The 13,963-nt window shown below is 41.0% G+C and carries 17 protein-coding genes and 8 tRNA genes; 6 read left to right on the top strand and 19 right to left on the bottom strand.

The window, feature by feature from the left end:
- Positions 1–23 precede the first annotated feature (23 nt).
- Positions 24–368 carry a helix-turn-helix domain-containing protein gene (locus HFK82_RS06710; protein WP_168261233.1) on the top strand — a complete coding sequence of 115 codons (345 nt, stop codon included), beginning with the start codon at positions 24–26 and terminating at the stop codon, positions 366–368.
- A gap of 23 nt (positions 369–391) precedes the next feature.
- Here the strand turns inward: HFK82_RS06710 and HFK82_RS06705 are convergent, their stop codons facing one another.
- From HFK82_RS06705 to HFK82_RS06680, 6 genes are all read right to left on the bottom strand, one after another.
- Positions 392–1,468: a hypothetical protein gene (locus HFK82_RS06705; RefSeq protein WP_168261232.1), complete on the bottom strand. Its 1,077-nt coding sequence runs from the start codon at positions 1,466–1,468 to the stop codon at positions 392–394.
- Between the two features lie 307 nt (positions 1,469–1,775).
- Positions 1,776–4,427, bottom strand: a complete 2,652-nt coding sequence (locus tag HFK82_RS06700; RefSeq protein ID WP_168261231.1) for a valine--tRNA ligase — start codon at positions 4,425–4,427, stop codon at positions 1,776–1,778.
- Positions 4,428–4,439: 12 nt separating this feature from the next.
- Entirely contained in the window at positions 4,440–5,003 is a 564-nt protein-coding gene (locus tag HFK82_RS06695) for a shikimate kinase (RefSeq protein WP_168261308.1), read from the bottom strand.
- Positions 5,003–5,581: a GNAT family N-acetyltransferase gene (locus tag HFK82_RS06690; RefSeq protein WP_168261230.1), complete on the bottom strand. Its 579-nt coding sequence runs from the start codon at positions 5,579–5,581 to the stop codon at positions 5,003–5,005. The genes HFK82_RS06695 and HFK82_RS06690 overlap by 1 nt, the downstream gene beginning before the upstream one ends.
- Positions 5,582–5,827: 246 nt before the next feature.
- The gene (locus HFK82_RS06685; RefSeq protein ID WP_154454486.1) at positions 5,828–6,145 is read right to left on the bottom strand and encodes a helix-hairpin-helix domain-containing protein; all 318 of its coding nucleotides are present in this window, start codon (positions 6,143–6,145) and stop codon (positions 5,828–5,830) included.
- Positions 6,146–6,147: 2 nt separating this feature from the next.
- Complete coding sequence (locus HFK82_RS06680; RefSeq protein ID WP_168261229.1) at positions 6,148–6,402, bottom strand: DUF1912 family protein; 255 nt, start codon at positions 6,400–6,402, stop codon at positions 6,148–6,150.
- Positions 6,403–6,830: 428 nt separating this feature from the next.
- On the opposite strand from HFK82_RS06680, the gene HFK82_RS06675 reads away from it, so the two are divergent.
- Both HFK82_RS06675 and HFK82_RS06670 read left to right on the top strand, forming a co-directional pair.
- The gene (locus HFK82_RS06675) at positions 6,831–7,469 is read left to right on the top strand and encodes a deoxynucleoside kinase (RefSeq protein ID WP_168261228.1); all 639 of its coding nucleotides are present in this window, start codon (positions 6,831–6,833) and stop codon (positions 7,467–7,469) included.
- A gap of 6 nt (positions 7,470–7,475) precedes the next feature.
- Positions 7,476–8,222: a nicotinamide mononucleotide transporter family protein gene (locus HFK82_RS06670; protein ID WP_168261227.1), complete on the top strand. Its 747-nt coding sequence runs from the start codon at positions 7,476–7,478 to the stop codon at positions 8,220–8,222.
- Between the two features lie 10 nt (positions 8,223–8,232).
- On the opposite strand, the gene HFK82_RS06665 is transcribed toward HFK82_RS06670, so the two are convergent.
- From HFK82_RS06665 to HFK82_RS06645, 6 genes are all read right to left on the bottom strand, one after another.
- Positions 8,233–8,303 (bottom strand) — tRNA-Thr (locus HFK82_RS06665).
- 111 nt (positions 8,304–8,414) lie between these two features.
- Positions 8,415–8,993, bottom strand: a complete 579-nt coding sequence (locus HFK82_RS06660) for a GNAT family N-acetyltransferase (protein ID WP_168261226.1) — start codon at positions 8,991–8,993, stop codon at positions 8,415–8,417.
- 85 nt (positions 8,994–9,078) lie between these two features.
- Entirely contained in the window at positions 9,079–10,431 is a 1,353-nt protein-coding gene (rlmD, locus tag HFK82_RS06655) for a 23S rRNA (uracil(1939)-C(5))-methyltransferase RlmD (protein ID WP_154455495.1), read from the bottom strand.
- Between the two features lie 126 nt (positions 10,432–10,557).
- Positions 10,558–10,680, bottom strand: a complete 123-nt coding sequence (locus tag HFK82_RS09170; protein ID WP_272869850.1) for a hypothetical protein — start codon at positions 10,678–10,680, stop codon at positions 10,558–10,560.
- A 42-nt stretch (positions 10,681–10,722) separates the two neighbouring features.
- Positions 10,723–11,067 (bottom strand): hypothetical protein, encoded by a 345-nt coding sequence (locus HFK82_RS06650; protein WP_168261225.1) that lies wholly within the window; start codon positions 11,065–11,067, stop codon positions 10,723–10,725.
- Positions 11,068–11,145: 78 nt separating this feature from the next.
- Positions 11,146–11,337, bottom strand: a complete 192-nt coding sequence (locus HFK82_RS06645) for a hypothetical protein (RefSeq protein ID WP_154455493.1) — start codon at positions 11,335–11,337, stop codon at positions 11,146–11,148.
- Between the two features lie 67 nt (positions 11,338–11,404).
- Here HFK82_RS06645 and recX point away from each other — a divergent pair, with 67 nt between their 5' ends.
- From recX to HFK82_RS06630, 3 genes are all read left to right on the top strand, one after another.
- The gene (gene recX, locus HFK82_RS06640; protein WP_168261224.1) at positions 11,405–12,187 is read left to right on the top strand and encodes a recombination regulator RecX; all 783 of its coding nucleotides are present in this window, start codon (positions 11,405–11,407) and stop codon (positions 12,185–12,187) included.
- A 78-nt stretch (positions 12,188–12,265) separates the two neighbouring features.
- Positions 12,266–12,799, top strand: coding sequence for a nucleoside tri-diphosphate phosphatase (ntdP, locus tag HFK82_RS06635; RefSeq protein ID WP_154455491.1), 534 nt, complete (start codon positions 12,266–12,268; stop codon positions 12,797–12,799).
- Between the two features lie 50 nt (positions 12,800–12,849).
- The gene (locus HFK82_RS06630; protein WP_168261223.1) at positions 12,850–13,161 is read left to right on the top strand and encodes a DUF960 family protein; all 312 of its coding nucleotides are present in this window, start codon (positions 12,850–12,852) and stop codon (positions 13,159–13,161) included.
- Positions 13,162–13,347: 186 nt separating this feature from the next.
- Here HFK82_RS06630 and HFK82_RS06625 read toward each other — a convergent pair.
- The 7 genes from HFK82_RS06625 to HFK82_RS06595 form a co-directional block, all read right to left on the bottom strand.
- Positions 13,348–13,419 (bottom strand) — tRNA-Glu (locus tag HFK82_RS06625).
- A gap of 15 nt (positions 13,420–13,434) precedes the next feature.
- A tRNA-Ile gene (locus HFK82_RS06620) sits at positions 13,435–13,508 on the bottom strand.
- A 32-nt stretch (positions 13,509–13,540) separates the two neighbouring features.
- Positions 13,541–13,613 (bottom strand) — tRNA-Thr (locus HFK82_RS06615).
- A 13-nt stretch (positions 13,614–13,626) separates the two neighbouring features.
- A tRNA-Leu gene (locus HFK82_RS06610) sits at positions 13,627–13,708 on the bottom strand.
- A gap of 9 nt (positions 13,709–13,717) precedes the next feature.
- Positions 13,718–13,790 (bottom strand) — tRNA-Lys (locus tag HFK82_RS06605).
- Positions 13,791–13,793: 3 nt separating this feature from the next.
- Positions 13,794–13,866: transfer RNA gene (locus tag HFK82_RS06600), tRNA-Asp, on the bottom strand.
- A gap of 27 nt (positions 13,867–13,893) precedes the next feature.
- Positions 13,894–13,963: transfer RNA gene (locus HFK82_RS06595), tRNA-Val, on the bottom strand.

The raw sequence follows: 13,963 nt of genomic DNA, 5'->3' as shown, positions 1-13,963 counted from the left end.
TATTAAACTAGGATTGTGATTTTATGGAGACGTTACTCAAAGATATCAGCAAACGTATTAAGAAATATCGCTTGAAATGCGGATATACTCAGCAAGAACTTGCGGAAAAAAGTGACTTAAGTCTGCCTTTTATCAACCTAATTGAAAATAATCATAGGAAAATGACGCTTGAAACCCTTATTAAGATTTTAAATGCTCTAGATGTTTCTTTGAGTACTTTTTTCCTTCCCTATTCTCACGAAGAAGATAATACAGTTGATGCTGAATTAACTAGTATGATAATTAAAATTCAACAATCACAAAATAAAGAGAAATTTATTCATATCATGAATGAAATAATTGATATGACTGACTTAGAAAACTATTAAAAAAAAACACATTTGGTGTTTTTTTAATAGTTTGTTCGCTCGCTAATCTTATAAAAGACCTTGTCCGCGGGAATCTTGCTAAAGGATAGGTCGCCTGTGTTTCCAATAATCAAGCGGTCTTGTGAGGTGTCGGTCTTACCAGCAACTTGACCACGAGGGATAAGAAAGAGGGCGTTGTATTCATTACCTCCTTCAAGAGTTACTTCAAATGGATAGTAAAGATAATCGCCAACTTTTTGATAACTTGTCGTCAATGGTTGTGAGTTATCAACATCAAAACTGCCGATATATCGACCATTTGTAACATCCTCTAATAGGTCAGAATCGTAGTCAACAACTGCTATGCTAGAGCCATCAGACGCTTGATAGCTACCTAAAATGTAAATATAAGGAGTAGAATAGTTATAAGAAACAAGCCTTGAACAATTCTCATATTGGCTAACATCATCCGATATTTTGAATTGACAATAAGCATTTTCAGCAGGTGTGCCATTTTGCGTTCCAGCCATTCTATCTCGTGTGCTGTCAGTATTACCTACTTGCCAACCAGCTGGGTAAAGCAAGGGAACATAACCGCCAACACCCATAAAACCCGACGCTACTGACAATTTAATAACATCAACTTTTTCAGTTTTGGTCGAATTTCTAAAATAGATGACGCTTTGTATAGCCTCGCTAGCACCAATCAATTGCTCGACACCCCGTGTATTACCGTTGCTATCAACCTTTAAACGGTAACCATCGGGTAGAACTACCGTCACAATATCAGCTTGTTTAAAAGAACTACCGTCAGGATAATCCCACACACCAACGAGCGACGAATAGTCACCATTTAGTATGGCATCAACTGGGTCAACTGTTTCTTCTGTACTAGACTCACTAGACTCACTAGACTCTCTAAATTCACTAGAGTTGCTAGACTCGTTAGATTCACTAGATTCGCTTGTTTCCTCTTCTTTTGAATGACTTGAATGCGTGGTCTCGCTGGTCTCATGGTTCACATGATCTTGCGACTGGTCAAACCAATTGTTTTGACTTTCCGCCAAACAAGCACTTAAACCAAGCAAAACCACGGTTGATAGTAAAACGAGCTTTTTCATCGTCATAACCTCCTAAACGATAGTGCTGCCTTCTTGCCGTACTTTTTGGGCAACATTTAACGAGTGGTATTCTAAACTCTGTTCCCTTTTTGTCTCAAAATCATATCTCGTATCCTATTTCATAAATGATAGTTATGAGACTATTATAACATCTTTTTTTGAAAGCGGATACACAGAAATAAAAAAAGAAGAGGCTCAACATCATAGGCCTCTCCCTTGGAGATTATGAAAAAGAAAAGTTTTAGGATGGTTATAGTGTATAAAGACTTCCTTAAACAAACCTAAAAGTTTTCCTGAAAATACATATTTATTTCACCAATTTTTTCATATCTTCGATACGAGCAACGGTTGCGTCGTATTTGGCTTGGTAATCAGCTTGTTTGTCGCGTTCTTTTTGCACTACTTCTGGTTTGGCATTAGCGACAAATTTCTCATTGCCGAGTTTACGAGCGACCATGTCCAATTCTTTTTGCCATTTGGCAAGTTCTTTGTCCAAACGTACCAATTCTTCTTCGACATTGAGCAAATCAGCTAGTGGCAAGAAGATTTCAGCACCTGTGATGACGCTTGACATGGCCAAGTCTGGTGCTTCGATATCTGATGCGATTTCCAATTTTTCTGGATTGGTGAAGCGTTTGATGTAGTTGACATTGTCATTAAAGAAAGCTTCCAATTCGCTGTCGCTTGTTTTGACAAGGATAGTGATTGGTTTGCTTGGTGCCACATTGACCTCACTACGAGCGTTACGCACTGCACGGATAAGGTCTTTCAAGCTTTCCACACCCTTGTGAGCTGCTTCGTTTTCAAAGGCTGGGTTCACCGTTGGGTAAGCAGCCGTTACGATAGAGCCTTCAGAGACTTGTTCAAAGATTTCTTCTGTCACAAATGGCATGATTGGGTGAAGCAAACGAAGAATCTTATCAAGCGTGTAAAGCAAAACAGAACGTGTGATGACTTTTTCAGCCTCATTGTCGCTGTAAAGCACTTCCTTGGTCAATTCCACATACCAATCCGCAAATTCATCCCAGATGAAGTTGTAAAGAATGTGACCAGCCACACCAAATTCAAATTTATCAAAGTTTTCAGTGACTTTGGCGATGGTTTCATTCAAATTGTGCAAAATCCAACGGTCAGTGACATTACCAGCCTCACCAGCTACCACTTTTGCGACGTTGTCACTGGCTTGCTCAAGAGTCAAACCATCGTTATTCATCAAGATGTAACGTGAAATGTTCCAGATTTTGTTGATGAAGTTCCAAGCAGCGTCCATTTTTTCATAAGAGAAACGAACGTCTTGGCCAGGGGCAGAACCATTTGACAAGAACCAACGAAGCGCATCTGCACCGTATTTTTCAATCACATCCATTGGGTCAATACCGTTACCGAGTGATTTAGACATTTTGCGACCTTGCTCGTCACGGATAAGACCGTGGATAAGCACGTTTTCAAACGGACGGCGTCCTGTAAATTCCAATGATTGGAAAATCATGCGTGACACCCAGAAGAAGATGATGTCATAACCCGTTACCAAGGTAGATGTTGGGAAGTAGCGTTTGAAATCTTCTGAGTCCGTATCAGGCCAACCCATTGTTGAAAATGGCCAAAGGGCAGAGCTAAACCAAGTATCTAGCACGTCCTCATCTTGTGTCCAGCCGTCGCCCTCAGGAGCTTCTTCGCCGACATACATCTCACCGTCTGCATTGTACCAAGCTGGGATTTGGTGTCCCCACCACAATTGACGTGAGATCACCCAGTCATGCACATTTTCCATCCATTGAAGGAAGGTATCGTTGAAACGTGGTGGGTAGAATTTCACTTCGTCGTCTGTGTCTTGGTTGGCAATGGCATTCTTAGCCAATTGGTCCATTTTAACGAACCATTGTGTTGACAAACGTGGTTCAACTGGCACACCTGTACGTTCTGAGTGACCCACGCTATGAACCATTTTTTCGATGTTGACGAGCGCACCGATTTCGTCCAATTTTTTCACGACAGCTTTACGAGCTTCAAAGCGGTCCATACCAGCAAATTCACCTGCAAGTTCATTCATAGTACCATCATCGTTCATGACATTGACTTGTGGCAAATCATGGCGTTGACCAACCAAGAAGTCATTCGGATCGTGAGCTGGAGTGATTTTAACCACACCAGTACCAAATTCTGGGTCAGCGTGTTCGTCACCAACGATTGGAATTGGCTTGTTTACGATTGGAAGGATTACATTTTGACCAATCAAATCTTTGTAACGGTCGTCATTTGGATTGACCGCCACGGCAACGTCACCAAACATGGTTTCAGGACGAGTCGTTGCCACTTCAAGGGCACGTGAACCATCTTCCAACATATAGTTCATGTGGTAGAAAGCCCCTTCCACATCCTTGTGAATAACCTCGATATCAGAAAGTGCTGTGCGTGCTTTTGGATCCCAGTTGATAATAAATTCCCCACGGTAAATCCAACCTTTTTTGTACAATTCAACAAAGACCTTACGCACCGCTTTTGACAAGCCTTCATCAAGGGTGAAACGTTCACGAGAATAATCCACAGAAATCCCCATCTTACCCCATTGTTCCTTGATTGTTGTCGCGTATTCGTCCTTCCATTCCCAAACTTTGTCTAGGAATTTTTCACGACCAAGATCGTAACGTGAAATGCCTTCTTCAGCAAGACGGGCTTCAACTTTTGCTTGTGTCGCAATCCCAGCGTGGTCCATACCAGGAAGCCATAAAGTATCAAAACCTTGCATACGTTTTTGACGAATAATAATATCTTGCAAAGTCGTATCCCAAGCGTGACCAAGGTGAAGTTTACCAGTCACATTTGGTGGTGGAATAACGATAGAATAGGGATGAGCTTTCTTATCGCCAGAAGGCTTGAAAACATCCTCATCTAACCATTTTTGATAACGCCCAGCCTCAACCTCAGCTGGGTTATATTTGGGTGAAAGTTCTTTTGACATAATGTGTCCTTTCTACTTTTTTTCAATATCATTTAATTTTTGTAAAATAAGCTGCGCTGATTCACGAGCAGATAACTCTGTATTATTGATTTTATAATAATACTTAAGAAATTCGGGTGACTTCTCTGGATTAAACTGAGCAAAAGTCATCGTTGATAAAATATCCTTTTCAGACCATTCCAAATCACGTTTTACTGGTTTACACTGCAAACGATGTTCGGTGCGATTGCGCCGAAGCCGTTCTGTTAAATCCGTTTCAAGTTCGATAAACAAAACCTCTCTCTTAAACGAGTGAAAAACATCTTGAATTTGTCTCAAAAACGCAATGTCATTTGAATCATTAAAATCAATCACAACAGTAAAAATAAGAGGTTGATTGCTCTGAGCAAAAGCTTCGAAAAAATTTAGTCTAATTTTCCGAATGAGTTCAGCAGAGATAGGTCCATATTCCATAAAACAGCTAACAAAATCAATGCTATCGTGATTATGAAACAAAGTCATATCAGTCATCTTTTCAATTTCTTGACCAATCGTCATCTTACCTGAAGCTTGTGCACCAATAATAACAAGATTCATCATCTCCCCTCCCACTCACTTTTCAGCAATCCATAGCGCAATAGGTCACAACGTTTTCCTTGTGCGTCTTTGCGGTCACGGATTCGAGCTTCGAGGGTGAAACCTAGTTTTTCAGCAATACGTTGGCTTGCTTTGTTGTAACCATAACATTCAATTTCAATTTTGTGAAGATTGAGTAGGGTAAATCCAACTTCCAACAACGCACGCGCAGCCTCTGTCATCAGCCCTTGCCCCCAATAATCTGGATGAAGAAGATAGCCCATCTCCAGCACATCATCTGCATGGCGATGATTGAAATCAACTGAACCAATGACTGTGTTTGTCCCTTTTAGGCAAATCCCATAACCAGACGGAATCTTTTGCTCCTCCCAGCGTTTTGGTAAGATATGCTCAAGATAATAGGCCTCCTCTTCCACCGTTTTCACAGGTGGGAAGCCTGCTCGCCAAGTCACTTCTGGCAAACTTGCATAAGCAAACACGTCCTTGGCATCTATGACCAAACGCTGTCGCAAATAAAGCCGCTCCGTTTCTACATCAGGCAGTTTCTCACCTTTTATGTGACCTAGAATGTTTATCATAATACCCCCTTTTCCCAATAAAAAACCGCCCCTGCCATACGACAGGGACGAACTTTTTATAAATCCGCGGTACCACCCACATTCGAGTGACTGGCACTCGCAACTTGTTTATTCAATTACACCCTTTCAGCAACCAGCCTTAACATTTGTACGGATTTCTCAACCACACCGCTCTCTGTGACAAATGGTCCTTAAGACACCTCTGAATGGTTTTATTTTATCAGATTTAGTCCGCTAACGCAATGCTTAGGCCTTAAAGGAAACACCATTTTCCTTTAACTTATTAACCGTCGCTGGACCAATCCCTTTAAAGGCCAAAACCTCTTTTTCACTAAACTTTTCAAAATCCAAGACTGATTGAATGCCTTCATTGTACAGCGTTTCAATCAATTTTGGTCGAATGCCTTCTACGGCAGAAATTGCTGAAAATTCTTCCAAACTAAGAGTTGCTTTTGAAACTAGTTTACTGGCCGCCTCAAGCGTTGATGCGGCTGCTGTTTTTAGCATTCCCGCACGCTTTAATTTCAACATATACTCTTTTTTTCGATTCTTTTTCTTTGCCATTATTAATAATTTCTCTCTCCTAAAAGATTATCTGGTAAATCATGGAAACCTTTGCCGGCTTTATAATTCGCAAATTTTCCTTGGATAAATTTGTAAGCGTCCAACTTACTTTCATAACGAATATAAGCATCCGCAGCACGCTCATCCTTGTCCTCTTCTACAATCTTGCGGCTTGCATCCATAGCCATTTCATTGATTGTGATTTGTGAATCTACCCAAGCTTCAAAGTCTTTTAAAAATTCTTGTTCGTAAGTCATAACTCCACCTCGTCTGATTTCCTAGCACATATTATATCAAAAGCATCGCAAAAAGAGAAGTTTGTAAGGGATTTCCATGCTATTTTGACATGAAAGAAGAACCATTTTCAGAAATCTATCTGTCCTTTTCATTTTTTAGGACAATAAAGTTTCCCAGTATATCACAAAAATAATATTTTTCAACCCTTGCAAAACACAAAATATAGTGTTAACATTTTAACCGTTCACAATATATTGTGTTTTTTGATATGCAGTTCCCACAAGAAATTGATTTTCTTGCGACTACATAGATGATTCTAACAGAAAGGAGCCAGCCATGACCAAAACCTAGCCCAGCCTGAGTGCTTAATTGTCAAACCAGTCCTAGATTTAGAACAACACAATCCTTTATTGATCAATAAAAAACGTTTTGGAGGTGCATTACCATCGTGATTATTCTAGCAGGAATGATAGGAGTTGGAAAAACGACCTATACTTCTCTTTTGGCCCAAGAACTAGGAACAACAGCTTTCTTTGAACCTGTTGAAAACAACCCTATTTTAGATAAATACTATGAAGACCCTGAAAAATACGGCTTTGCTTTGCAAATTTATTTCTTAAACAAACGCTTTGCTGCTATCAAAAAAGCCTACAAGGCTGATAACAATGTCTTGGACCGCTCGATTTATGAGGATGCTTTATTTACCTACATCAACACCCTTCAAGGTAGTATCAGCGACCAAGAATACCGTATTTACCTAGACCTTTTGGATAACATGATGGAGGAAATTGACGGACTTCCTAAAAAAGCACCTGACTTACTCATCTATCTTGAAGGCAGTTTTGACCATATCATGTCCAACATCAAAAAACGCGGACGTGAATTTGAACAACCTGACCACAACGAAGGGTTAACCGATTATTACAAACTTCTTCACTCACATTATAATAACTGGTACGATAACTACCAATACAGTCCCAAAATGAAAATCAATACTGATTACATCGATGTGACCAAATCAGAGGACTGGCAAAAAGTTTATCGTATGATCCGTCAAGAAATGAAATCAATTGGAATTGGAGATTAACATTTTTTGGACACACAACTTTCACTCAAACAATCATTTGACCTCGCTTGGGGTCGTTTTACTCTCAGAGAACGCCTCTTTGTCATTGCATCCTTTACTGTTTCACTTGGCTTTACGGTCTACGGTATCCTCTCAACCCTTTGGTTAGGGCAATTAGACATGATCACCATTCTTTCTATCATCATGTCTGTCTTTGGTTTTATTGGAACCTGGACCCTCGCCTTGCAATGGCAACACACTTTCAAAGTCAACGGCATTCAAAACCTTGCTGGAATCCTCGTTGCTGGGATGCAAGGCATCTATGGTGATATGTTTACCAGTCTTTATTACCTCATCACAGAATTTATCGGTAACAGCAATTGGAAAAAACGCCGCAACAAAGACGGCGAACTGGTGGTCGATAAAGGCTTTGGTGTTAAAGACGTTCTCATTGCTATCTTTTTCTGGACGATTGGGCTTGGTTTGCTCTCCTTTTGGATGGGCGGTCAACAAATCATCCTAGACGCTCTCACCAACGGACTTTCCTTCACCGCACAACAAAGACAAGTCAAAGGACACATTGACGGTTTTTACCTCTGGCTACTGGTTGACTTGCTCAGCTTTATTTTATTCATGGCGATTGGCAATCAAGTCGTTGCCTTTAGCTACTTTGGTATGTTTGCCCAAGGATCCGTCGGTATCATGATTTGGCAAAAAGGAAAAGGCGACAATGTCGCACTCCAAAACAAAAAAGCCTCCGAAGAGACTTTATAATATAATCATCTGCCACCACCGAGAATTGAACTCGGAACGGAGCATTACCATTGCTCTATTATACCATTTAACTATAGCGGCTACTATATAATAATAACACGACACGAAAACTTTCGCAAGCTTTTTTTACCAATTTGCTCAAAAAAAGGCACACCCCACAAGCATCTGCTTTTGTGGGGCTTTTTGGTATGCCTAAGAAAGATTTTGTTTCAAAATAGTGTGAATGGATTGGACAGGAGGAGTCAACTCAAGATGTTCGCCCAACATTTTTTCCATCCAAATCATGTCATACCAACGGTTGAATTTATAACCTGATGAATGAAAAGTCCCAACCAACTGATACCCCAAGGCTTGGTGAAATCCCGAACTATGATTGGTCAAATAAGCATCCTCCACCGCCGTCGATGCAATGCAAGCATTGAGGTTTAGCACACCCATCTGACGCAGATAATGCTCCAACTGCTGGTAAAGCAAACGTCCAAGCCCCTTATGACGCTGCCTGTGATCCAAATAAATCGTCATTTCCGCTGACCAAGCATAAGCAGGTCTGACATGAAAAGGGGCTGCATAGGCATAGCCCACAATCTGCCCAGCCTCTTCTGCAACCAAATAAGGGTAAAACGATTGGATATCCTGCATTCGCGCTGCAAATTCCTCCTGGCTGGGTACCTCATAATCAAAAGTCACAGCCGTTTCTTCCACGTAATAACGGTAAATCTCCCGCAGCCTTGACACATCTTCTAAACGAGCCAAACGAATCGTAGGCGTCATCTCCTGTCCTCCTCAACTGTTTTGTCACAGTATAACGAGAAAAACAGGACCTGTCAAAAGAAAGCTGACAAGCCCTGTTATAGTATCATTTCTTGCTTAATTTCACCACGGCTTCAGTCCGTGCCGTATGAGGAAACATATCCACTGACTGAATATATTCCACTTGGTAAACCTTCGTCAAAGCCACCAAATCACGCGCCAAGGTTGCTGTATTACAAGACACATAAACCATCTTGGCTGGTTGGTAACGCAAAATCGTTTGAAGCAATTTCTCATCCAAGCCTGTACGCGGTGGGTCCACAATTAAGGCATCCGCACGATAGCCTTCTTGGTACCACTTGGGAATAATATCCTCCGCACGACCAGCTTCGTAGTAAGTATTGTCAAAGCCCATACGCTGAGCATTCTTCTTCGCATCAGCAATCGCTTCTGGAATAATATCCATGCCTCGAACACTCTTGACTTTATCAGCAAAGGCAAAACCAATCGTCCCCACACCACAATAAGCGTCAATAATATGGTCATTTTCAGAAACATCCAAGGCTGCCACAGCTTGCCCGTACAAGACCTGCGTTTGCTGGGGATTTAGCTGGTAAAAAGCTCGTGGTGACAATGAGAACTGATAATCCAAGACCTCTTCTTCAATCGTAGCACGTCCCAAAATGATTTCCGTCTTATCTCCGTAAATCTCACTTGATTTGGAACGGTTAAGATTGACCGCAATGCCTTGAATTTCCTCAAATTCCGCCGTCAAGGTCTTAATCACTGGCGCCAAGAAAAGTTCACGACTGGTCACAAAAATGAGCTGTACCTGATTCGTCGCCATTGCCTTACGAATCATCACCGTCCGCACACCTGCAGTTCGACGCTCATCGTAAATTGGAACTTGGTATTTTTCTAACAATGCCACCACACGATTGATAATGGCTTGCGTCAACTCATCCTGCACCAAACAATCTTTGATATTAACCAAACGATGACTTCCCTCTTGGAACAAGCCTGCTTTGACATTTCCTTTAAACGCACGCGTTTGAAATTGCAATTTAGCACGATAATGATAAGGAGTATCCATGCCTATCGTGTGACGAATGTCATAATTCTCATAACCCGCAGGTTTGAACTTTTTCAAGGCCTGCCTAATCAAATCATCCTTAAACTCCAACTGCTTGTCATACTGCAAATGCATGATCTGACAACCGCCACACGCATCATAAATAGGACACGGTGCTTGTACACGAAAAGGCGAGGTTTTGTTGATAGTCAAAAGCCTAGCCTGAGCAAAATTGCGTTTCACAGCCGTGATTTGACAAAAGACATCTTCACCTTTTAAAGCACCTGGCACAAAAACCAAGGTCTTTTTATAAAAACCAATACCTTCCCCGTTGATTCCCATACGCTTGATTTTCAAAGGAATTTTTTGCTTTACTTTCACATTCATTGTTGACTAAATGTAACTCCTGCTTTCTTCAATTTTTCTAAAGTGGCTTTTCCAAAAGTTGGCAAGGCAAAAGAGCCGTTTCCGTCAAAAGTTGAAAATTCTGAATCCCGTAAATACCATTTAAGGCTAATACACTAAGCTGCTTGGACGATAAAAAAGCAAGTGGTCCAAATCATCGTCACTATCAGCCACATTAGTGGTCACGTAAGCATTCAAATAAGCTTGAATGTAGGTCGATGCCGTCAGCAAAAGCGGTAAAATAGGGGAAAAAGCGAAGTAAAGACTCTCTTCTCAATTAGCTGAGCACTCCTCCCACGTTTCAACCTCCATGACACGACCTAACGGAAAGATATCTTGCTCACAAAAAGCGAGAAAATCCGTCACTTGCACACAAAAGCCCACTAATAATTGTGATGCATCGGCATGATAGCCGCCTAAAATGGCGGCTACCAAAAGTGATACTTGCATTCGCACATCTGCTGCATAGGATGTACAACTATTAACAAAAGCTTGCGCTTCATCATAGCGCGACATGAGGACATAAAGAGCCAGAATCTCATAACGACAAGTCAGACCATCTGCCCTATCCACCTGATAAATGGCTAAAAAGTGGTCCAAAGCCAACTTAACCGTCAAATAAGGGCGGCTTTTCTCATTGTCCCAAGTCCTGTCCGCCAGCGCTGACCAACTAGGAAAAAGACGCTCCTCTAACCGCTACAAATCATACAGGTCTTCCATCAAATCCCAACCTGATAAAAGGCCAGCGTCAACAGTCCCATCAAAAATGCATTCAGCAGATGCATTGGCATTTTCTTCATCAAACCAATCCAAAGAGCCTTCAGCCTCCTCAAAAACCTGACTTTGTCGATATTGGTCCAAATGGATTACCTTATCTTTTCCAACCATAGCTACCTCTTTTTAGAAAAATGCCTTTTCTTATCTCTATTCTACCATTTTTGCTATAATTAAAACTATGAAAATCACCAAAATTGAAAAGAAAAAACGCCTTTATTTGATTGAGATAGACGGTTCTAATAATCTTTATGTCACAGAAGATACCATCGTTCATTTTATGTTGAGCAAGGGCATGAGCCTAGATGACGCCTTACTAAAGGACATTCAAAGCTTTGCCCAATTTTCTTACGGCAAAAACCTCGCCCTCTACTACATTTCCTTTAAGCAACGCACTGTAAAAGAAGTCAAACAGTACCTTGAAAAACACGAGATTGACACACGTTATATTCCCGATATCCTTGACAATCTAATAGCAGAAAATTGGCTAAATGACCAGCAATATGTTGAAAACTATCTGGCTCAAAATCTCCATTCAGGCGACAAGGGACCTTATATCCTAAAACAAAAACTCATGCAAAAAGGGATTGATACACAAGTCATTGAACAGGGCTTAGCCCAACTTGACTTCTCAGAAGTGGCAGAAAAAACTGCCAAAAAACTGCTCAAAAAATACCAGAGCAAACTTTCTAGTAAGAGTCTAACAGACAAAATCATCCAAAACTTGATGAATAAAGGTTTTTCCTATGACGAAGCCAAAACCGCCTTTGAAAAACTTGATATCGACAAAGACGAAGAACAAGAGCAGGAGCTTCTCTATCAAGCCCTAGACAAACAACACCGCAAATTAAGCAAAAAATACGATGGCTATGACCTCAAACAACGCCTTATCCGACATCTCATGCGTAAAGGGTTTGCTTATGACGACATCCAAACAGCACTTCGAGATTATTTGTCGATTTAATGGCATTTCTAAGTGATTTTTTCAGAAAATTATGATAGACTATAACAGATAAGTTTAATTGTAGAAAGTTGGTAAGGCATGAAATTACCTAAGGAAGGCGACTTTATTACAATTCAAAGTTATAAGCATGATAAGAGTCTGCACCGTACATGGCGCGACACAATGGTACTAAAAACAACAGATACAGCCCTTATAGGAGTGAACGACCACACATTAGTGACAGAAAGTGATGGCAGACGCTGGGTGACACGCGAACCCGCTATCGTCTATTTTCATAAAAAATATTGGTTTAATATTATTGCTATGATAAGAGATAACGGAGTTTCCTACTACTGCAACCTTGCCAGTCCATACGTTCTGGACGAAGAAGCTCTAAAGTATATCGACTATGATTTAGATGTCAAGATTTTTGCCGATGGCGAAAAAAGACTGCTTGACGTTGATGAGTACGAGTTGCACAAGCAAGAAATGGGGTATTCACCAGACATTGATTTTATTTTAAAAGAAAATGTTAAGATACTCGTTGATTGGATAAATAACGGTAAAGGACCTTTTTCACAAGCTTATATTAACATTTGGTACAAACGTTATCTTGAACTAAAGAATCGTTAAAGTTGCAAGCATCCGAAAGGATGCTTTTACAGTATTAGTGGAGGTGTTCTATGGCATTTGAAGACACAAAGAAACGTCCTGTCAGTTTTGGAGTAGCAACCAGCATCCCATTTGAAATTATTGAAACACTCTGGGATTTATTGGACAATTATCTAAAAACCGTTGTTCAGCTAGACTCTATCCTATCCTTTCACTTAAAAAACAACCACAATAACATCGCAATCGAATACTTCAACAGTAATCAAAACCTTTCCATTACCTTTGATTACAATTTCCCCTTTGATGAGTTTTTCCCAAGTACTGTTTATATCATGGATCAAGCAGGAATGGAAACACTCCTCCTTCCATACGAATTAGATTAGCTATTAGTTTAATTCTTTATATTACCACAGTAAAAGTTCTATTTTATAGGACTTTTTTTATTAATCCCCACCCATCTAACTCTAACGGATGGTTTATTGTCACGTACCTTACGGAGCGTGACGGACTGAAAGTCACATAATAAAAAAGAAGATTGACTAACAACCTCCTCAACTCGTTTAAAACAATAGTCCGTACGGGATTCGAACCCGTGTTACCGCCGTGAAAAGGCGGTGTCTTAACCCCTTGACCAACGGACCATATTATTAAATGAATGGGCACAAGTGGACTCGAACCACCGACCTCACGCTTATCAGGCGTGCGCTCTAACCAGCTGAGCTATGCGCCCAATATAGCTAACAAATTATATCATAATTGTTATGCCGGCTACATGACTTGAACACGCGACCCTCTGATTACAAATCAGATGCTCTACCAACTGAGCTAAGCCGGCTACTTCTTATTAATGCGGGTTAAGGGACTTGAACCCCCACGCCGTTAAGCGCCAGATCCTAAATCTGGTGCGTCTGCCAATTCCGCCAAACCCGCATAGTATGATGACCCGTACTGGGCTCGAACCAGTGACCCATTGATTAAAAGTCAATTGCTCTACCAACTGAGCTAACGAGTCATACGGTCCCGACGGGAATCGAACCCGCGATCTTCGCCGTGACAGGGCGACGTGATAACCGCTACACCACGGGACCATAATCATAACACTATTGTTCTTATGATGGGAGTTAACGGGATCGAACCGCTGACCCTCTGCTTGTAAGGCAGATGCTCTCCCAGCTGAGCTAAACT

It is taken from the genome of Streptococcus alactolyticus (assembly GCF_012277075.1).
GTDB classification, from domain to species: Bacteria; Bacillota; Bacilli; order Lactobacillales; family Streptococcaceae; genus Streptococcus; species Streptococcus alactolyticus.
Note: the sequence above shows the minus strand (reverse complement) of the source record. Positions and strands in the feature narration are given on the sequence as shown.